We start from the raw sequence: 19,608 nt of genomic DNA, 5'->3' as shown, positions 1-19,608 counted from the left end.
ACCTTCGCGCGGTTGATCACCCATCCGGGGTGGCAGTGAAGGAACCGCCGTTTTCGCGCAGTTCGGCCCAGTTCGCGGGGGAGCCGTGCGCGCGGAGCCGGGACTGACGTCCCCCACCCGAGGACCGGCAGGCGGCTGAGGAAGAAGGAGCTCGCCTCCGTGGCGTCCCACCGTCGTCCCAAGCCCCCGAGCCGTACCCGGGTGACCGTTCTCACCGCGACCGCCGCCGCCGCTGTCGCCCTGAGCGCCCAGGCCGCCAACGCCGCGCCGACGCCGAGCAAGGCGGACGTCAAGGAGAAGGTCGACAAGCTCTACGAGGACGCGGAGCGGGCCACCGAGAAGGCCAGCGGCGCCGAAGAGGCGCAGAAGAAGCTGGAGAAGCAGGTCGGCGCCATCCAGGACAAGGTCGCCCGCGGCCAGGACGAGCTCAACCAGATGCGCGACGGCCTCGGTCTGATGGCCAGCAGCCAGTACCGCACCGGCGGCATCGACCCCGCGCTCCAGCTCTTCCTCTCCTCGGACCCGGACAGCTACCTGGAGAAGGCGGGCACGCTCGACCAGATCAGCTCCAAGCAGGCCGAGTCGCTCCGGCAGATCCAGGACAAGCAGCGGACCCTCGCGCAGCAGCGCAAGGAGGCCCAGGGCAAGGTCAAGGACCTCGCGGAGACCCGCACGGTGCTCACCGCGAAGAAGAAGGAAGTCCAGACCAAGCTCAGCGCCGCGCAGAAGCTGCTCAACACGCTCACCGAGAAGGAGCGCGCCGAGCTGGTCAAGGCCGACGAGGAGCGCGCCAGCCGGGGCAGCGGCAGCGGCGGCGGTTCGTCCGCCCGCACCGACCTCGGGGACGCCCCCGCCTCCTCGTCGCGCGCGGCCGCCGCGTTCGCCGCCGCGCAGGGCAAGATCGGCACACCGTACGTCTACGGCGCCTCCGGGCCCGGCTCGTTCGACTGCTCCGGGCTCACCTCCTGGGCGTACGCGCAGGCCGGCGTCTCCATACCCCGGACCTCCGAGGCCCAGGCCAACGCCGGTACGCGGCTCTCGCAGGGCCAGCTCCAGAAGGGCGACCTGGTCATCTTCTACGGCGACCTGCACCACGTCGGCTTCTACGCGGGCAACGGCCAGGTGCTGCACGCTCCCAAGCCGGGCGCCAGCGTCCGCTACGAGGCCATCGGGAACATGCCGTTCCAGTTCGGTGTCCGCATCGGCTGACCGCGGGGAGCCCGGCACCCTGAGGGCTTGCGTGCCTGAGGGTCCGACCGCCTGAGGGTCCGACCGGTCATCTCCGGCTCGACACCCGCCCATTCGGGCGAATTCCCACCGCATACGCTGACACCCGCGCCCCGCCGATGACCTTGAGGTCTACGGCGGGGCGTCACTTTGTGTGCCCGGGGCGGTCGTTGGCCGCTCCGTGATCGCCCGGCTACTGTCTGCTCCGCGCAGCACCGGCCAGCGGTCCGCCCACCGGGCGGCAGGGCTGCGCCAGCGCGTACAGCGGAAGGGAGTTCGGCTTCCCGTGGTGTCCCATCGCCGTCCCTCACAGTCCGGCCAGTCTGCTCTGCGTTCCGGCACCCGCGGCAGCGCCGTCGCCGCCGTGTCCCTCGCGGCGGCCACGACGGCGGTGGCGCTCGGCGCCGCCCCGGCGGGTGCCGACCCGCAGGCGACGCCCGAGGCGACCCGGGCCCAGGTCGACCGGCTCTTCGAGCAGGCCGAGCGGGCCACCGAGTCGTACAACAAGGCGGGCGAACGCGTCACCGAGCTGCGGACGCTGCTCGACTCGGCGCAGGACCGGGCGGCTCGCGGCCAGGAGCGCGTCAACACGATGCGCGGCGCGCTCGGTTCGCTCGCCGGCGCCCAGTACCGCTCGGGCGGCGTCGACCCCGCCCTGGCCCTGCTGCTCTCCTCCGACCCGGACGGCTATCTGGAGAAGGCCGCCGTCCTCGACCGGGTCGGCGCCCGCCAGTCCGGCGCCCTGAAGGAACTCGGGCTGGCCCAGCGGAGCCTCGGGCAGGTGCGCAGCGAGGCCGCCCGCGACCTCGCCGAGCTGGAGCGCAGCCGGGCCGCCGTCGCCCGCCACAAGCGCACGGTCGAGGGCCGCCTCGCCGAGGCGCGCCGGCTGCTCAACACCCTGACCGAGGCCGACCGCGCCTCCTACGACCGGGCCTCCCGCTCCGACCGCGGTGAGCTGCCCGGCGCGCTCTCCGGCCCCGGCGCGCCCCCCTCCGCGCGGGCCGCCGCGGCGGTCCAGGCCGCCCAGCGCGCCGTCGGCCGGCCCTACATGTGGGGCGCCAACGGGCCCTCGGGCTTCGACTGTTCGGGGCTCACACAGTGGGCGTACGCCCAGGCAGGGGTCGGACTGCCGCGCACCTCCCAGGCGCAGCGGTCCGCGGGGGCGCGGGTGCCGCTCTCCCAGGCACGCCCCGGCGACCTGGTGGCGTACCGCGACGACGCCAGCCACATCGGCATGTACGTGGGCAACGGCCAGGTGATCCACGCCCCGTACCCCGGCGCCTCCGTGCGCTACGACCCGGTCGGCATGCTGCCGGTCTCCTCGATCACCCGGGTCTGACGTCCCACGGGCTGTGGGGGCGCGGGTGCCGGGCCCGTACGATCGGCGGCGTGGCAGGCCCGGGACGTGACGACGACGGCGCGCCCCGCGGCGGGGTCGGGCGGCGCGCCGTCCTGCCGCTGCTGGCCGGGCTGCTCCTCGCCCCCGGCTGCACGGCTCCGGCGCGCGACCCTGCCGGGGCCGGCGCGTCCGGCGCCCCCGGATCGTCCGACGCCCCCGATGCCTCCGGCGCGTCCGGCGACCCGGCGGCCGACGGGATCCGCCGGACCCTGGAGCGCCGGGCCGCCGCCCTCCTGGACCGTGACGCGGCCGGTCACCTGGCCGCCTTCGATCCCGCCGCGCGGGGCGCGGCGCGCGCCGAGTTCGGGAACCTCGCCGCCGTGCCCCTCGCCTCCTGGGCGTACCACCTCACCGGGGTACGGCGCTCCGGCGGCCGGGCGGCCGTCCGGGCCGAGCTGCGCTACGGGCTCACCGGCCATGACGCGGCGCCCGTCGCCACGCCCCGCGCGCTGGAGCTGACCGAGCGCGCCGGCCGCTGGTACGTGCGCGCCGACCGGCCGGGCGACGGGGCGGGCGCCCAGCTCTGGGAGCAGGGCGCGGTACGGGCCGTACGCGGCGCCCACGGCCTGGTTCTCGGCACCGGGCCCGACGAGGCGCGGCTGCGGGACGTCGCGGCCGCCGCCGACCGCGCCGTACCGGCCGTCGAGGCCGCTTGGCCGGGCCGCTGGGCGCGCCGGGTGCTGGTGCTGGTGCCGGAGGACCTGACGGCCGTGGGAGGGCTCCTGGGGGCGCCCGCCGCCGGTTACCGGGGCATCGCCGCCGTCACCACCGGCGAGACCGGCCGCCGTGGCGCCGCGCCCGCCGACCGGATCGTCGTCAACCCGGAGGCGTACGGGCAGCTCTCGGCCCACGGCAGGGAGATCGTGCTGACCCACGAGACCACCCACGTCGCGACCAGGACCGCCACCTCGGCCGCCACCCCGTCCTGGCTCTCCGAGGGGTTCGCGGACTGGGTCGCGTACCGGGGCACGGAGCTGACCGCCGGGCAGATCGCCCCCGAACTCCGGCGGGCCGTACGCCGCGGCGAGGTGCCCGGCGCGCTCCCCGCCGACGCGGACTTCGCGTTCGGCGCGGACCCGGCCCCGCTGGCCCGCGCGTACGAGGGCGGCCGGCTGGCGTGCGAGCTGATCGCCGCGCGGTGGGGCGAGGAGCGGCTGACCGCCTTCTACCGCGCCGTCGGCGCCCACCCGGGCCGCGCCGGCGCCGTCCGGAAGGCCGCGCGTGACGTCCTGTCCACCACGCCGGAGAGTCTCACGGAGCGGTGGCGCGATCATGTGCGGCGGAGCCTGCGCTGACCCCTCGCGCCGCCGCGGCGCGCCGGGGCCCGGAGACCGTCTCCCGCCACAGCCGGCGGCAGGCGGTCAGCGTCGCCGCGACGAGCAGGCCGTTCCGTACGAACAGCAGCGCCACGCCGAGCGCGTCCCCGGCCACGACATGGCCGAATCCCAGCGGGAATTCGAGCAGCGTCACCCCCGTGGCGGCCACCACCAGCACCGCGGGCGCGGTCATCCGGCTCGCCCGCAGTGTCAGACAGGCGGCGGCGAGCCCGACCAGCCAGAGCAGGTACTGCGGACTGATCACCCGGCTCGTGGTGGTGAAGAGCAGCACCGCCGTGAACGCCGCGTCGAAGGCCGTACCGGCCGGATACGGCGCACGGGCCCGCAGCCGCCACACCAGCAGCCAGCCGAGGGCGAGCACGGAGAGCGCCAGCGCCACGGAGCTGACCAGCGGCACGTACGGGCCGACGAACTCCACCGAGCCGTAACTGAGTTGTACGCCGCCCTCCCAGCCGAAATGCCGCCACACCTGGAACACCAGCGCGCCCAGCGACTCCACCTCCGTGCCCCGCTCCCGCTGGAAGGTCAGGAACGCCAGCGCGCCGGGGAGCGCCGCACACGCGAGCGCGGTCAGCAGCGCCGCCGTCACCACCGCGCCCGTCCAGGCCCGGCGGGTCACCCGGCCCGGCGGGGTCCCCACCAGCAGCAGCACCGGCCACACCTTCAGCAGCGCGCCGCACGCCGCGAGCGCCCCCATCAGCCTCGGCCGCCCCGCCCCGGCGAGCAGCGCCGCCACCGCCACCGCCGTCACCATCACGTCGTACCGCGCGTACGCGGTCGGCCCCAGCAGCGGCACGCCCGCCACCCACACCCACGCGCCGCGCGCCGACCGGCCGGGGCCCGTGGCCGCGCGCAGCAGCAGCCCGAGAACGGCCGCGTCGCAGAGACACGCCAGCACGAAGAAGGCCGACGCGTAGCCGAGGAACGGCAGTACGGCGGGGGAGAGGACCGCCAGCGCCGCCCCGGGCGGATACTGCCAGGTCACGTCCGACAGCGGATAGGTGCCGGATCTCAGCACCTCGTACCAGCCCCGGTAGATCACCGAGACGTCACTGGTGACGTCGGGGCCCGGCACGGTGAGGACCTTGAACACACAGAGCAGCAGCACCGCCCTGGTGAGGGTCCACACCGCGACCGTGGCCCGTGTGTGGTGCGCGCCCGTCATGACCGCCCTTCCAGCCCTTACAGCCCCTGGCAGAAGCCGGCCATTCATCCGGTTCGTCCGGATTGCGAAGGCCGGTCCACGCCATGATGCCGGTCCCGGCCGGCTCCGGCCCGTGAGGCGTGGCCGCGGCGCGGCCCGGTACTGTCGGCGGCGATGCACAAGACATTGATCGTGACCAATGACTTTCCGCCCAGGCCGGGCGGCATCCAGGCGTTCCTGCACAACATGGCGCTGCGCCTGGACCCCGAACAGCTCGTCGTCTACGCGTCCACCTGGAAGCGGGGGCGCGAGGGCGTCGAGGCCACCGACGCCTTCGACGCGGAGCAGCCGTTCCTCGTCGTACGCGACCGTACGACGATGCTGCTGCCGACCCCGCGCGTCACCCGCAGGGCCGTCGGGCTGCTGCGCGAGCACGGCTGCGCGTCGGTCTGGTTCGGCGCGGCGGCCCCGCTCGGACTGATGGCGCCCGCGCTGCGCCGGGCGGGCGCGCGGCGCCTCGTCGCCACCACGCACGGCCACGAGGCGGGCTGGGCACAACTGCCCGCCTCCCGCCAACTGCTGCGCCGCATCGGGGAGTCCACCGACACGATCACCTACCTGGGCGACTACACCCGGTCGCGGATCGCGCCCGCGCTCACCCCCGGGGCCGCCGCGCGGATGCGGCAACTCCCGCCGGGCGTCGACGAGAAGACCTTCCACCCGGACTCGGGCGGCGCGGCGGTGCGCGCCGCGCTCGGGCTCACGGACCGGCCCGTCGTCGTCTGCGTCTCCCGGCTGGTGCCGCGCAAGGGCCAGGACACGCTGATCCTCGCCATGCCCGCGATCCTGGCGCGGGTGCCGGACGCGGTCCTGCTGATCGTGGGCGGCGGCCCCTACGAGGCCGAACTGCGGAAGCTGGCCGGGACCACGGGGGTCGCCGCCTCCGTACGCTTCACCGGCGCCGTCCCCTGGGCGGAGCTGCCGGCCCACTTCGGCGCGGGCGACGTCTTCGCGATGCCCTGCCGCACCCGGCGCGGCGGACTCGACGTGGAGGGCCTGGGCATCGTCTACCTGGAGGCGTCGGCGACGGGCCTCCCGGTGGTCGCGGGCGACTCTGGCGGCGCGCCCGACGCTGTGCTGGACGGCGAGACGGGCTGGGTGGTCCACGGCGGCCCGCCGGAGCTCGCCGCCCGGGAGTCCGCCGACCGGATCGTCGCCCTGCTCCAGGACCCGGAACTGCGTCGCCGGATGGGCGAGCGCGGCCGGGCCTGGGTGGAGGAACGCTGGCGCTGGGACCTCCTGGCGGAACGCCTGCGCCGGCTGCTCTGAGGCCGCGGAACACCTGCGCCGGCTGATCCGGCGCCGCCGGGCACGGGGCGTTCCCCGTACGAGGGGAGCGCCCGGGCGCCCCCGTCAGCCCTGGTAGATCGCCTCGATCTCGTCCGCGAAGTCCTTCGCCACCACGTTCCGCTTCAGCTTCAGCGACGGCGTGATGTGTCCCGCGTCCTCCGTGAACTGCGCGGTCAGCACCCGGAACTTACGGACCGACTCCGCCTTCGAGACCGCCGCGTTGCCCTCGTCCACCGCGCGCTGCACCTCCGCCAGCAGCTCCGGGTCGAGGCGCAGCGTCGCCGCGGTCGAGGCGGCCGGTTTGCCGTGCTCCTTCGCCCAGCGGCCGAGGAACTCCTCGTCCAGGGTGATCAGCGCGCCCACGAACGGGCGGCCGTCGCCGACGACCATGCACTCCGCCACCAGCGCGTGCGCCCTGATGCGGTCCTCGATCACCGCGGGCGCGACGTTCTTGCCGCCCGCCGTGACCAGGATCTCCTTCTTCCGGCCGGTGATCGTGAGGTAGCCGTCCTCGTCGAGCGTGCCGATGTCGCCGGTGTGGAACCAGCCGTCGGCCAGCGCCTCCGCCGTCGCCTCCGGGTTGTTCCAGTACCCCGAGAACAGGTGGTCGCCGTGGAGCAGCACCTCGCCGTCGTCCGCGATCCGGATGACCGTGCCCGGCATCGGCTGGCCGACCGTGCCGATCTTCTGCCGGTCCCACGGGTTGAACGACGTCGCCGCGCAGGACTCCGTCAGGCCGTACCCCTCCAGCACCGTGAAGCCGATGCCGCGGTAGAAGTGGCCCAGCCGCTCGCCCAACGCGGCGCCGCCGGAGATGGCGTGCTCGGCGCGCCCGCCGAGCACCGCGCGCAGCTTGCGGTAGACGAGCCGGTCGAAGACCGTGTGGCGGATCCGGAGCCCAAGCGACGGGCCCCGCGGGGTGGAGAGCGCGCGGCTGTACGCGATCGCCGTGTGCGCCGCCCGGTCGAAGATCCGGCCCTTGCCGTCCGCCTGCGCCTTGGCGCGCGCCCCGTTGTAGACCTTCTCGAAGACGCGCGGGACCCCGAGGATCAGCGTCGGCTGGAACGAGGCCAGTTCGTCGGTGAGGTTCTTGATGTCCGGTACGCAGCCGAGCTTGACCGGCGCCATCACGGCCGCCACCTCGATCAGCCGCCCGAAGACATGGGCGGCGGGGAGGAAGAGCAGGATGGAGCACTCGCTGGTGCGGAAGAGGGGTTTGAGGCGTTCCACCGCGTTGCCGGCCTCCGCGAAGAAGGCGCGGTGCGTCAGCAGACACCCCTTGGGGCGTCCCGTGGTGCCCGAGGTGTAGACGATCGTCGCCGGGTCGTCGGCCTTCGCGCTCGCGGCCCGTTCGTCGACCGTCGCGTCCGGGATCTCGGCGCCCGCGTCCGTCAGCCGCGCCACCGCGCCCTCGCCGGGCGTTTCCGCGTCGAGCTGCCAGACGTCGCGCAGACCGGGCAGCCGGCCGCGTACGGACTCGACCGTCGCCACGTGCTCGCCGCTCTCCACGATGGCCGCGACCGCGCCCGAGTCACCGAGGATCCACTGCACCTGCTCGGCCGAACTGGTCTCGTACACCGGGACGGTGACCGCGCCCGCGGTCCAGATCGCGAAGTCGAACTGCACCCACTCGTAGCGGGTGCGCGACATCAGGGCGACCCGGTCGCCCGGCCGGACGCCCGCCGCGATCAGCCCCTTCGCGACCGTCCGCACCTCCGCGAGGAACTGGGTGGCGGTGACATCGGTCCAGGTCCCCGCCACCTTGCGGCCCATCACCGCGACATCGGGGTACTGAGCGGCATTGCGGCGGATGAGATCCGTCAGATTGCCGTCCGAGGGGACCTCGTACAGGGCCGGAAGGCCGAACTCGCGCAAGACTGCTGCTCCTCATCGGGCGTCGGCGCCACGGCGTCGTGCGTGCCGGCCGCGGTCCAAGATCGGGCAGGTGCTCGACGGGGCGAGCACGACTGGACTGCCCGGACGTTACCCACCGGTACTTCGCACCGGTAGAGGGGCCCGGCCAGATGTTCCGTGCGTCACATCGTCTTTGACGGTACTTCGCGCACATTAGTCCACCCCTCTCGTACCGCGAAAGTAACCGCAGGTAGGACACCGTCCGGAGGTGGCCCCCACCACTGAGGGCGGCGCTCCCGGCGCACTCCTCTAGGCTGATCGTCCATGGTGGGTATGCGGGTCAACGTGGTCAGCGACGTACACGGGAACGCGAAGGACCTCGCGCGGGCCGGGGATGGCGCCGACGCGCTCCTCGTCCTTGGTGACCTGGTCCTTTTCCTGGACTACGCGGATCACTCGCGCGGCATCTTCCCCGACCTCTTCGGCGTCGCCAACGCCGACCGGATCGTGGAGCTGCGCACCGCCCGGCGCTTCGACGAGGCCAGGGAGTTCGGCCGCGCGCTGTGGGCCGGGCTCGAACTCGACCAGGAGACCGCGATCCAGCAGGCCGTGCGGCGTCAGTACGCCGAGCTGTTCGCCGTCCTCCCCGATCCGACGTACGCCACCTACGGCAACGTCGACATCCCGTCCCTCTGGCCCGAGTACGCGCGCCCCGGCGTCACCGTGCTCGACGGCGAACGCGTCGAACTCGGCGGCCGGGTCTTCGGCTTCGTCGGCGGCGGACTGCGCACCCCCATGCGCACGCCGTACGAGATCTCCGACGAGGAGTACGCCGCCAAGGTCGAGGCGCTCGGCGAGGTCGACGTCCTCTGCTCGCACATCCCGCCCGAGGTGCCCGAGCTGACGTACGACACCGTCGCCCGCCGCTTCGAGCGCGGCAGCCGCGCCCTGCTGGACGCCATCCACCGGACCCGGCCCCGGTACGCCCTCTTCGGCCATGTCCACCAGCCGCTCGCCCGCAGGATGCGTGTGGGGGCCACCGAGTGCGTGAACGTGGGGCACTTCGCGTCGGCCGGGCGGCCGTGGACCATGGAATGGTGACCGCCGCACTCGCGATAGCCTGCACACCACAGACCCAGAAGCCGGAACAGCACCGGCACCGGAGGAACACGGCGATGGCGGAACACACCAGTTCGAGCATCACGATCGAGGCGGCACCGGCCGACGTCATGGGCGTGATCGCCGACTTCGCCCGCTACCCCGACTGGACCGGCGAGGTGAAGCAGGCCGAGGTGCTGACCACCGACGACCGGGGCCGCGCCGAGCAGGTCAGGCTGGTGCTGGACGCCGGCGCCATCAAGGACGACCACACCCTCGCCTACACCTGGACCGGCGACAACGAGGTCAGCTGGACCCTCGTCAAGTCCCAGATGCTGCGCGCCCTCGACGGCTCCTACCTGCTCCGGCCCGTCGCCGGCGGCCACACCGAGGTCACCTACCGGCTGACCGTCGACGTCAAGATCCCCATGCTCGGCATGATCAAGCGCAAGGCCGAGAAGGTCATCATCGACCGCGCCCTCGACGGCCTGAAGAAGCGCGTCGAAGCCGGCCCGGCGGCCTGACGTCCGATGCGTACGGTCCTCGTCACCGGTCCCGGCGGCGCGGGCCGTACCACCGTCGCCGCCGCCACCGCGCTCGCCACCGCCCGCCGCGGCGGCCGGGTCCTGCTGCTCTCCGCCGACCCCCTCGACGACCTGCTCGGCACGGACCCGGGCGCCCTGGGCCCGGACCCCGCCCCGGTGGGACCCGACGGACTGTGGGCCGCCCGCGTCGACGCCGCCGCACACTTCCGTACGGAGACCCTCGCCCTCCAGGAGCGTCTCGCCGCCGGACTGGACCTGCTCGGCGCCCGCCCGCTCGCCGGCGAGGAACTCACCCCGCTGCCGGGCAGCGACCAGTCCGCCCTGCTCCAGGCCCTGCGCCGGGCCGCCGCCGGTGACTGGGACACCCTCGTCGTCGACCTGCCGCCGCTGCGCGAGGCCCTCGCCCTGCTCGCCCTGCCCGAACAGCTCCGCCGCTACCTGAGCCGGCTGCTGCCCCAGGAACGCCAGGCCGCCCGCGCGCTGCGCCCGATGATGGCCCAGCTCGCCGGGATACCCATGCCCGCGCAGTGGCTGTACGAGACCGCCGCCCGCTGGGACGCCGAACTCGCCGCCGTACAGCGGCTGATCGAGGACCCCGCGACGACCGTACGGCTGGTCGCCGAGCCGGGGCCCGCCGCGGCGCGGGCGCTGCGCACGGCCCGCACCGGGCTCGCCCTCCACGGGCTGCGCGCCGACACCTCCGTACCCAACCGCCTGCTGCCGCCGGATCCCGCCGACCCCTGGCTCGCGACGCTCGTCGCCCAGCAGCGCAAGTACCTGGCCGAATGGCCGGCCGACCGGCAGCCGGTCGGCCACCTCGGCCGCGATCCGCACGGGCTCGACGACCTCGCCTCGCTCGACGCGGCGCCCGCGGCCGCCGGGGAGGCCGGGACCGGAGGAACGCTGGCGGTCGCGCCGGCCGGACCGGAGACCGCCGGGATCTCCTGGCCGGTCGAGGACCGGCTCGCCGAGGAGAACCTGCTGGTCTGGCGCATCCCGCTGCCCGGCGCGGTCAAGAGCGAACTGAACCTGGTCCGCAAGGACGACGAACTCCTGCTGACCGTCGGCCCGTTCCGGAGAATCGTTCCCCTGCCGTCCGCGCTGCGCCGCTGCACCGTCACCGGAGCCGCCCTCACGGACGGGGAGCTGAGGGTGAGATTCACCCCCGACCCCGCTCTGTGGCCGCGCGGACACTGAAGGACGTACTTCCGTTCGGGTACCGTCGAAGGTACGAACCCTTCCGCTGCCCATGGCGGAAGGCTCCGTCCCTGACGCAGGAGTACGCCATGAGCGACGCCACCGAGCGCCCCGCCGCCGACTCGGACGCCTGGGCCACGGCATGTGCCGAAGACCTGGAAGCGGAGAAGGCGCGCCGCCGGGCCCTGTACGGCCCCCCGCCGGGATCCGCCGCCGACGAGCTGCGCAAGCTGGTCGACGCCGTCGCCGACAAGGTCTCCGCGCTCCAGAGCCCACTGCTCGGCACGGTCGCGCAGGGCGCCGTGCAGCAGTTCATCCACCAGGCGCGGCAGGCCGTCGAGCCGGTCATCGAGCGCAACCCCGGGGTCTTCGACCACCTCGCCGCCGCGGGCGGCGAACTGCTCGCCGCGTACCGCTCGGCCGTCGAGGGCCAGGAAGCCCGCTGGACCCAGGGGCAGTCGGCCGCGTCCGCCCCGTCCTCCCCGGCTGCCCCCTCGGACCCGTCGGCCCCGTCGTCCGGGGAAGCGGACGCGGTCCGGCCGGACACCGTACGGCCGGACACGAAGAAGTCCGACGACCCCAGCGACCCCCGCGACGAGAAGCCCGGTCCCGACGGCCGTATCGACCTGGACTGACCGTTCGGGCACGTGCCCTCGGGTACGGTTGGCCCTAGCGGGGCTCGACCGAAAACTGAGGGACACATGGGACTCACCATCGGCGTCGACATCGGCGGCACGAAGATCGCGGCCGGCGTGGTCGACGAAGAGGGCACCATCCTGGAGACGCACAAGGTGCCCACTCCGCGGACCGCCGAAGGCATCGTCGACGCCATCTGCACGGCTGTCTCCGGCGCCGGAGAGGGGCAGCAGATCGAGGCCGTCGGCATCGGTGCCGCCGGCTACGTCGACGACAAGCGCGCCACCGTCCTCTTCGCGCCGAACATCAACTGGCGCCACGAGCCGCTCAAGGACAAGGTCGAGCAGCGGGTCGGGCTCCCGGTCGTCGTGGAGAACGACGCCAACGCGGCGGCCTGGGGCGAATACCGCTTCGGCGCGGGCCAGGGCCACGAGGACGTCATCTGCATCACGCTCGGCACCGGGCTCGGCGGCGGCATCATCATCGGCAACAAGCTGCGCCGCGGACGCTTCGGTGTGGCCGCCGAGTTCGGGCACATCCGGGTCGTCCCCGACGGCCTGCTGTGCGGCTGCGGCAGCCAGGGCTGCTGGGAGCAGTACGCGTCGGGCCGCGCCCTCGTCCGGTACGCCCGGCAGCGCGCCAACGCGACACCCGAGAACGCGGAGTTGCTGCTCGGCCTCGGCGACGGCACCACCGAGGGCATCGAGGGCCGGCACATCAGCGCGGCGGCCCGGGCCGGCGACCCGGTGGCCATCGACTCCTTCCGCGAGCTGGCCCGTTGGGCGGGCGCGGGCCTGGCCGATCTGGCCTCGCTCTTCGACCCGTCCGCGTTCATCGTCGGCGGCGGTGTCTCCGACGAGGGCGAACTGGTCCTCGACCCGATCCGCAAGTCGTTCCGGCGCTGGCTGATCGGCGGCGAGTGGCGGCCGCACGCCCAGGTCCTGGCGGCCCAACTGGGCGGCGAGGCAGGGCTGGTGGGCGCGGCGGACCTGGCCCGGCAGGGCTGACCCGCACCCGCCTCCCGGACGACCGACGCCATCCGCGCCCGCCGCACCCCGCAGGGGGTACGGCGGGCGCGGTGCCGTACGGGTGCCGTACGAGCCGTACGGGCGCGGGCGGCCCGTGCCCGTACCGGTGGCCGGACGCGCGTAGTGTCGGCCCGTACGGGCAGCGGGGCACCCGTATCGTCTACGGCATGGCGACGCTTCCGCCCCTGCCCCCGTTGCCCGACTCCCGTACCGAGCCGGACGGTTCGGCCGTGATCCGGGTGCTCAGCTACAACATCCGCTCGATGCGCGACGACCGCGCGGCGCTGGCGCGGGTGATCACCGCCTGCGCGCCCGATCTGCTCCTCGTCCAGGAGGCACCGCGCTTCTTCCGCTGGCGCAAGCGGGCCGCCTGGCTGGCCGCGCACACCGGCCTCGTGGTGCTCGGCGGCGGCGCCCCCGCGACGGGCCCGCTGCTCCTGTGCTCGCTGCGCGTCGCGGTCGAACACACCGAGGACGTCCTGCTGCCGCACACCCCCGGTCTGCACCGGCGGGGCTTCGCGACGGCGGTGGTACGGGTCGGGCGCGCCCGCCTCGCGGTGCTGAGCTGCCATCTCAGCCTCCAGGCCGCCGAGCGGTACGCGCAGGCGGGGATGGTGCTCGACCGGGTGGCGGCGATGGACGCCCCGCACACGGTCGTGGCGGGCGACCTCAACGACCGGCCCGACGGCCGCGGTTTCCGGCTGCTGGCGGGGAAGCTCCAGGACTGCCGGGCGGTCCGCCCGTGGGGCGACGAGTACACCTCCACCCCGGAGCGTCCGCATCAGCGCATCGACGCGGTCTTCGCCACCGGGGGCGTCGAGGTCCTCGGCTGCGGGGTGCCGCGGGGGCTGCCCGGCGTCACCGAGACGGATCTGAGGGCGGCCACGGACCATCTGCCCGTGCTGGCCGCCCTGCGCGTCCCGGCGGGGTGAGCGCCCCGGGGCGGCGAACGCGTCAGACGACCGCGCCGCGGCCCGGGTCGTCGCTCTCGTCGTCGTCCGGGTCCATCCTCGCCACCAGCGTCGCGAACCCGCCCAGGAAGCCGCCGATGCAGATCGTGGTCAGCCACCAGGTCATGTCCCAGCTCAGCAGGACCGCGATCAGCATCAGCACCGGCCCGCCGATCACGGCGAGCCAGGCGAATCTGGCCGTGACGTCGGACTCGGGGAGCGGGGGCGGCTCCGGCGGGACGAAGTGGCCCTCGTCGTCGCTGTCCCCGTCACCGTCCTCCGGTTCCGCGAGCCGGTAGTCGCGGGGACCGCCGCCGGGGACCGCTATGCCCGGGCCGCCGACGCCGGGTGCGAAGGTGATCGAGCTGCCCAGGGCGGGCTTGTCGGCCACCGGCTCGTCGGCACCGTCGGCCGCCGCCCGCTCCCCGGCCGCGCCCTCGCCGGCCTTCCCGGCGGCCGGGGCCGTGCCTGATGCCGTACCCGTACCCGTACCCGTGGCCGAGCCCGGCCCCGTACCTGTGGTCGAGCCCGTGCCCGTGCCTGTGGTCGAGCCCGTGCCCGTGCCGGAGCCCGAGTCCGTGCCTGCCTCCGGGGTGCCCGCCCCGCTCGGTGCCGCCGGGGGCCTCAGCGGCCCCGGAGGCTCCGGCACCGCCTCCGTCCGAGGGTCCTTACCGTTCCGCTCGCCCTCCAGCAGAGCCAGGTCCTCGACCGACTTGAACGGCTTCGCGCCCGGCGGGTCCGCCGGCTCCTCCCCGTACCCGGCGACGATCGCGGCCCAGGCCGCCTCCTCGTCGATCGGCTGCGGTTCGCGGTTCGCGTCATGCTCAGCCACCGGTGGTGCTCCCCTTCTTCCCGACAGTCGGAGCGAGCCGGCCGATGAACGCGTGACTCTCCTCGAAAATCCGCTCCGCGTCATAGTCCAACGTCGCGACGTGGTAGCTCTGTTCCAGCAGAACCTCACGGACATCCGTCGAGGAGACCCGGCCGAGGATCCTGGCCGAGTCGGCCGGCGGCACCACATGGTCCACCGCGCTGTGCAGCAGCAACAGCGGCTGGTTGACCTGGGGCAGCGACGCGTCCACCAGCCGGAAGAAATTCCGCAGCGAGTGCGCGCAGTGCAGCGGCACCCGGTCGTAGCCGACCTCCGCGCCGCCCTCCTTGGCGATGTCGCTCGTCAGCCCCTTGGTGGTGGCCACGAAGTGGCGGAGGACCGGCAGCGCGTACGCCGCCGCCCCGTGCACCTTGATCCCCGGATTGACCACGACGACCCCGCTGACCGACCGCCCGTGGAGCGCGGCCAGCCGCAGTGCCAGCGCCCCGCCCATCGACAACCCCAGCACGAAGACCCGCTCGCACCGCTCCAGCAGCTCCCGCAGCGCCCGGTCCACCTCCGCGTACCAGTCCTGCCAGCCGGTGAGCCGCATGTCCTGCCAGCGCGTGCCGTGCCCGGGCAGCAGGGGGAGGGACACGGTCAGCCCGTGCCCGGCCAGGTACTCGGCCCAGGGACGCAGTGACTGGGGGGAACCGGTGAATCCGTGACAGAGGAGGACGCCGACCTCGCCGCCCTCATGGCGGTACGGCTCGGCTCCAGGAAGGACCGGCACCAAGGTCTCCTGTTCGTGAGGCTCGGAAGATGTACTTCACCGTACGCGACCGGACCGACACCGACCAGGTCCGTCCGGCCCTTCCGGAGTCCGTCCGGTGCCCGTGGAGAGGGGAGCGCGGGCACCCCAGGGGTTAAGGTCGGTCCACAGCACACAGGAGGAATTCGAGTTGATCTACGGCGCAGTGAAGGTCTCCGTCGGAGGGCCGCTGAAGCTCGCCTTCAGGCCCTGGGTGGAGGGACTTGAGAATGTTCCCGCCGAGGGGCCGGCGATCCTCGCGAGCAACCACCTCTCCTTTTCGGACTCGTTCTTCCTCCCGGCGGTGCTCGACCGCAAGGTCACCTTCATCGCGAAGGCGGAGTACTTCACCTCGCCCGGTGTGAAGGGCAAGCTCACCGCCGCCTTCTTCAAGGGGGTGGGCCAGCTCCCCGTGGACCGCTCCGGTGGGCGCGGCGCGGGCGAGGCGGCGATCCAGAGCGGGATAAAGGTCCTGGAGAGGGGCGAGCTCTTCGGTATCTACCCCGAGGGCACCCGCTCGCCCGACGGCCGCCTCTACCGGGGCAAGCCGGGCGGGCTCGCGCGCGTGGCGCTCGCCTCCGGGGCGCCCGTCATCCCCGTCGCGATGATCGACACCGAGAAGATCCAGCCGCCCGGCAAGGTCGTCCCCAAGCTGATGCGCCCGGGGATCAGGATCGGCAAGCCGCTGGACTTCACGCGCTACCAGGGCATGGAGGGCGACCGCTTCATCCTGCGGTCGGTCACCGACGAGGTGATGTACGAGATCATGAAGCTCTCCGGCCAGGAGTACGTGGACATCTACGCCACGGCCGCCAAGCGGCAGATCGCGGAGGCGGCGAAGGCGTCGTCGGCCGCCGAGTGACAGAGGGATAGCACGACCGGCCGGGTCCGGGGCCGGCGCGACCCGTCGGCCCGCGCCGACGGGGCGGGGGCCAGGGGCGGGGAACCAGGGGGAGGGCAGCAGGAGATGGCCAAGCGCGAGCGCGTGGTGCGGATGTCGGTCGAACAGCCGCTGTGGCAGGCGCTGAGCGGCTACCGCGTACTGACGATGCTCTACGCGGTGCTGCTCTTCTTCCTCCACCGTGAGCGCTTCGAACGGCCGTGGGTCGCCGCGTCCTACCTCGCCGTCCTGGCCGTCTGGACGCTTGTCACGCTCCCCAAGGTCGCCAACGCGGCGAGCTGCACCAAACGCTTCCTGGGCGCCGATCTCACCATCGGTCTCACCGGCATCCTGCTCACCCCGTTCACCGACCTCCAGGCCCGCTCGGTCGACGGGCTCACCCTGCCGTCGATATGGGTCGCCGGATCGGTCCTCGCCTTCGCGGTCAAGGGCGGCTGGCGGTGGGCCGCCTTCGCGTCGACCTTCGTCGGCGTGGCCAATCTGATCCAGCGCGGTCATCCCACCCTGGACACCGTGCACAACGTGCTGCTCGTGTGGGTCGCCTCCATCGCCATCGGTTACGTCGTGGAGGTCGCCCGCGCCTCCGAACGCACCCTCGCCCGCGCCCTGGAGATCGAGGCCGCCACCCGTGAACGGGAGCGGCTGGCCCGGGACATCCACGACAGCGTGCTCCAGGTGCTCGCCATGGTGCAGCGGCGCGGTACGGCGCTGGGCGGCGAGGCGGCCGAGCTGGGCCGGCTGGCGGGGGAGCAGGAGATCGCCCTGCGGACCCTGGTCTCCAGCGGGCTGGTGCCCACCTCCCGGGTCTCGGAGGACGCAGCGCGGGGCGCGGTCGTCCGGACCGTCAACAGCGCCGAAGGCACCGACGGCGCCGGCACGGCCGACGGCGAGGGGCGGGACGGCGCATCCGGACCGTGCGACCTGCGGACGCTCCTCGCGTCGTACGCGGGATCCCGGGTCACCTTCTCCGAACCGGGCGCCCCCGTCCTGCTGGAGGCCGCCGCCGCCCGGGAGCTGGCGGCGGCTGTCGGTGCCGCCCTGGACAATGTGAGGAGCCACGCGGGCGAGGACGCCCGCGCCTGGATCCTGGTCGAGGACTGGCCGCAGGAGGTGATCGTGACCGTACGGGACGACGGCCCCGGCATCCCGGAGGGCCGGCTCGCGCAGGCGGAGGGGGAGGGGCGTCTCGGTGTCGCGCTCTCGATCCGCGGCCGGCTGCGGGATCTGGGCGGCACGGCGGAGCTGATCTCGGTGCCGGGACAGGGCACGGAAGTCGAGTTGAAGGTTCCCCGCGTGCCGGCGGAGCCACGGGGACGGGGAAAGACGGAGCGATGAGCGAGCAGAGCACGGCGGGCACAGCGGGCATGACGGACACGGCACGGTCGGCGGCCGGCGCGGGGACGGCCGGTGACCCGGCCGCGGGCGGCGGGGAAGGGCCGGTCCGGGTGATGGTGGTCGACGACCACCCGATGTGGCGCGACGCGGTCGCCCGCGACCTGGAGGCGGCGGGCTTCGACGTCGTCGCCACCGCCGGGGACGGCCCCCAGGCGGTGCGCCGCGCCCGTGCCACCACCCCGCGGGTGCTCGTCCTCGACCTCAACCTGCCGGGCCTGCCCGGCGTCCAGGTCTGCAAGGAACTGGTCGGCTCCCTTCCCGGGCTGCGCGTCCTGGTGCTCTCCGCCAGTGGTGAGCACGCCGATGTGCTGGAGGCGGTCAAGTCAGGCGCCACCGGCTATCTGCTCAAGTCGGCCAGTACGGAGGAGCTGACCGACGCCGTACGCCGCACCGCCGCCGGCGACCCGGTCTTCACCCCGGGGCTCGCCGGACTGGTGCTCGGGGAGTACCGCCGCCTCGCCTCGGAGCCCGCGCCGGCCGCCGCCGACGAGCCGAGGGCGCCCGAACTCACCGACCGGGAGACGGAGGTGCTGCGGCTGGTCGCCAAGGGCCTCTCGTACAAGCAGATCGCGGAACGGCTGGTCATCTCGCACCGCACCGTGCAGAACCACGTCCAGAACACGCTCGGCAAGCTGCAACTCCACAACCGCGTCGAGCTGGTGCGGTACGCGATCGAGCGCGGGCTCGACGACATCTGAGCCGCGCGGGGGCCCCGGCCCGCCTCCGGTTGGGCCCCGGCCCGCCTCCGGAGGGCCCCGAAACATTGCCGTCCGCCCTCTGGTGCAACGGGATTGCCCCCGTGCACCATGCCGGAGTGACCTGAATCACCCCTCCTGGCGAAGGGACGTGCTTCATGCGGGTCGGAGTACTGACGGGCGGCGGCGACTGCCCCGGACTCAACGCGGTCATCCGGGCTCTCGTGCGCAAAGGCGTTCAGGAGTACGGCTACGGCTTCACCGGCTTCCGGGACGGCTGGCGCGGCGCGCTGGACGGCGACACCGTACGGCTCGACATCCCCACCGTGCGCGGCATCCTGCCACGCGGCGGCACCATCCTCGGCTCCTCGCGCACCAATCCGTTCAAGGAGGAGGACGGCGTCCGCCGGATCAGGGAGACCCTGGCCGCGACGGGCGTCGACGCGCTGGTCGTGATCGGCGGCGAGGACACGCTCGGGGTCGCGTCACGCCTCTCCGACGAGTACTCGGTGCCCTGCGTCGGTGTCCCCAAGACCATCGACAACGACCTGTCCGCCACCGACTACACCTTCGGCTTCGACACCGCCGTCGGGATCGCGACGGAGGCCATCGACCGGCTGCACACCACCGCCGAGTCCCATATGCGCGTCCTGGTCTGCGAGGTGATGGGCCGGCACGCCGGCTGGATCGCCCTGCACTCCGGGCTCGCGGGCGGCGCCAACGTCATCCTCATCCCCGAGCAGCGCTTCGACGTCGACCAGGTCTGCGCCTGGGTGACCTCCCGCTTCAAGGCGTCGTACGCGCCGATCGTGGTCGTCGCGGAGGGCGCGATGCCCAAGGACGGCGATCTGGTCCTCAAGGACGGCACGCTGGACTCGTACGGCCACGTCCGGCTGTCCGGTGTCGGCGAGTGGCTGGCCAAGGAGATCGAACGGCGCACCGGCAAGGAGGCCCGCACCACCGTGCTCGGCCATGTCCAGCGCGGCGGCACCCCGAGCGCCTTCGACCGCTGGCTGGCCACCCGCTTCGGCCTGCACGCGATCGAGGCGGTGCGCGACGGCGACTACGGGAAGATGGTCGCCCTGCGCGGCACGGACGTCGTGCGCGTCCCGATGGCGGAGGCGACGGCCCAACTCAAGACGGTCCGCCCCGAACTGTACGAGGAGGCGGGCGTCTTCTTCGGCTGAGGGGCGCCGGCCCGGACCACGCCGGGCGGCCGGGAACCCGTGC

The 19,608-nt window shown here is 73.8% G+C and carries 18 protein-coding genes; 14 read left to right on the top strand and 4 right to left on the bottom strand.

Going from position 1 to position 19,608, the window contains the following annotated elements:
* The first annotated feature begins 159 nt into the window (after positions 1-159).
* The 3 genes from ACFTZC_RS10555 to ACFTZC_RS10545 all read left to right on the top strand — a co-directional run bounded on the left by ACFTZC_RS10555 (position 160) and on the right by ACFTZC_RS10545 (position 3,921).
* Entirely contained in the window at positions 160-1,209 is a 1,050-nt protein-coding gene (locus tag ACFTZC_RS10555) for an NlpC/P60 family protein (protein ID WP_382888407.1), read from the top strand.
* 304 nt (positions 1,210-1,513) lie between these two features.
* Complete coding sequence (locus ACFTZC_RS10550) at positions 1,514-2,566, top strand: NlpC/P60 family protein (protein ID WP_382888406.1); 1,053 nt, start codon at positions 1,514-1,516, stop codon at positions 2,564-2,566.
* 50 nt (positions 2,567-2,616) lie between these two features.
* Positions 2,617-3,921, top strand: coding sequence for a hypothetical protein (locus ACFTZC_RS10545; RefSeq protein ID WP_382888405.1), 1,305 nt, complete (start codon positions 2,617-2,619; stop codon positions 3,919-3,921).
* Here ACFTZC_RS10545 and ACFTZC_RS10540 read toward each other — a convergent pair.
* Positions 3,878-5,128, bottom strand: coding sequence for a glycosyltransferase 87 family protein (locus tag ACFTZC_RS10540; protein WP_382888404.1), 1,251 nt, complete (start codon positions 5,126-5,128; stop codon positions 3,878-3,880). The genes ACFTZC_RS10545 and ACFTZC_RS10540 overlap by 44 nt on opposite strands.
* 153 nt (positions 5,129-5,281) lie before the next feature.
* Here ACFTZC_RS10540 and ACFTZC_RS10535 point away from each other — a divergent pair, with 153 nt between their 5' ends.
* Positions 5,282-6,436 carry a glycosyltransferase family 4 protein gene (locus ACFTZC_RS10535; protein WP_382888403.1) on the top strand — a complete coding sequence of 385 codons (1,155 nt, stop codon included), beginning with the start codon at positions 5,282-5,284 and terminating at the stop codon, positions 6,434-6,436.
* An 84-nt stretch (positions 6,437-6,520) separates the two neighbouring features.
* Here ACFTZC_RS10535 and ACFTZC_RS10530 read toward each other — a convergent pair whose 3' ends face one another.
* Positions 6,521-8,332, bottom strand: coding sequence for an AMP-dependent synthetase/ligase (locus ACFTZC_RS10530; protein ID WP_382888401.1), 1,812 nt, complete (start codon positions 8,330-8,332; stop codon positions 6,521-6,523).
* A 312-nt stretch (positions 8,333-8,644) separates the two neighbouring features.
* Here ACFTZC_RS10530 and ACFTZC_RS10525 point away from each other — a divergent pair, with 312 nt between their 5' ends.
* From ACFTZC_RS10525 to ACFTZC_RS10500, 6 genes are all read left to right on the top strand, one after another.
* The gene (locus tag ACFTZC_RS10525) at positions 8,645-9,412 is read left to right on the top strand and encodes a metallophosphoesterase (RefSeq protein ID WP_382888606.1); all 768 of its coding nucleotides are present in this window, start codon (positions 8,645-8,647) and stop codon (positions 9,410-9,412) included.
* A 74-nt stretch (positions 9,413-9,486) separates the two neighbouring features.
* Positions 9,487-9,933, top strand: coding sequence for an SRPBCC family protein (locus tag ACFTZC_RS10520; protein WP_382888400.1), 447 nt, complete (start codon positions 9,487-9,489; stop codon positions 9,931-9,933).
* A 6-nt stretch (positions 9,934-9,939) separates the two neighbouring features.
* Complete coding sequence (locus ACFTZC_RS10515) at positions 9,940-11,151, top strand: ArsA family ATPase (protein ID WP_382888399.1); 1,212 nt, start codon at positions 9,940-9,942, stop codon at positions 11,149-11,151.
* An 89-nt stretch (positions 11,152-11,240) separates the two neighbouring features.
* Positions 11,241-11,786, top strand: a complete 546-nt coding sequence (locus ACFTZC_RS10510; protein WP_382888398.1) for a DUF5304 domain-containing protein — start codon at positions 11,241-11,243, stop codon at positions 11,784-11,786.
* A 66-nt stretch (positions 11,787-11,852) separates the two neighbouring features.
* Positions 11,853-12,794 carry an ROK family glucokinase gene (locus tag ACFTZC_RS10505; RefSeq protein WP_382888397.1) on the top strand — a complete coding sequence of 314 codons (942 nt, stop codon included), beginning with the start codon at positions 11,853-11,855 and terminating at the stop codon, positions 12,792-12,794.
* 188 nt (positions 12,795-12,982) lie between these two features.
* Complete coding sequence (locus ACFTZC_RS10500; protein WP_382888396.1) at positions 12,983-13,747, top strand: endonuclease/exonuclease/phosphatase family protein; 765 nt, start codon at positions 12,983-12,985, stop codon at positions 13,745-13,747.
* Between the two features lie 22 nt (positions 13,748-13,769).
* Here the strand turns inward: ACFTZC_RS10500 and ACFTZC_RS10495 are convergent, their stop codons facing one another.
* A complete protein-coding gene (locus ACFTZC_RS10495; protein ID WP_382888395.1) occupies positions 13,770-14,597 on the bottom strand; it encodes a hypothetical protein in 828 nt (275 codons plus the stop codon).
* Positions 14,590-15,369, bottom strand: a complete 780-nt coding sequence (locus ACFTZC_RS10490; protein ID WP_382888394.1) for an alpha/beta hydrolase — start codon at positions 15,367-15,369, stop codon at positions 14,590-14,592. Before ACFTZC_RS10490 ends, ACFTZC_RS10495 begins: the two co-directional genes overlap by 8 nt.
* Positions 15,370-15,538: 169 nt before the next feature.
* Here ACFTZC_RS10490 and ACFTZC_RS10485 point away from each other — a divergent pair, with 169 nt between their 5' ends.
* The 4 genes from ACFTZC_RS10485 to ACFTZC_RS10470 all read left to right on the top strand — a co-directional run bounded on the left by ACFTZC_RS10485 (position 15,539) and on the right by ACFTZC_RS10470 (position 19,565).
* The gene (locus tag ACFTZC_RS10485; protein ID WP_382888393.1) at positions 15,539-16,249 is read left to right on the top strand and encodes a lysophospholipid acyltransferase family protein; all 711 of its coding nucleotides are present in this window, start codon (positions 15,539-15,541) and stop codon (positions 16,247-16,249) included.
* 105 nt (positions 16,250-16,354) lie between these two features.
* Positions 16,355-17,623: a MacS family sensor histidine kinase gene (gene macS / locus ACFTZC_RS10480; RefSeq protein ID WP_382888392.1), complete on the top strand. Its 1,269-nt coding sequence runs from the start codon at positions 16,355-16,357 to the stop codon at positions 17,621-17,623.
* Positions 17,624-17,736: 113 nt separating this feature from the next.
* Positions 17,737-18,381, top strand: coding sequence for a response regulator (locus ACFTZC_RS10475; protein ID WP_382888604.1), 645 nt, complete (start codon positions 17,737-17,739; stop codon positions 18,379-18,381).
* Between the two features lie 155 nt (positions 18,382-18,536).
* A complete protein-coding gene (locus ACFTZC_RS10470) occupies positions 18,537-19,565 on the top strand; it encodes a 6-phosphofructokinase (RefSeq protein WP_382888391.1) in 1,029 nt (342 codons plus the stop codon).
* Positions 19,566-19,608 lie beyond the last annotated feature (43 nt).

The organism is Streptomyces sp. NPDC056987 (genome assembly GCF_042673865.1).
Taxonomy (GTDB): Bacteria; Actinomycetota; Actinomycetes; order Streptomycetales; family Streptomycetaceae; genus Streptomyces.
Note: the sequence above shows the minus strand (reverse complement) of the source record. Positions and strands in the feature narration are given on the sequence as shown.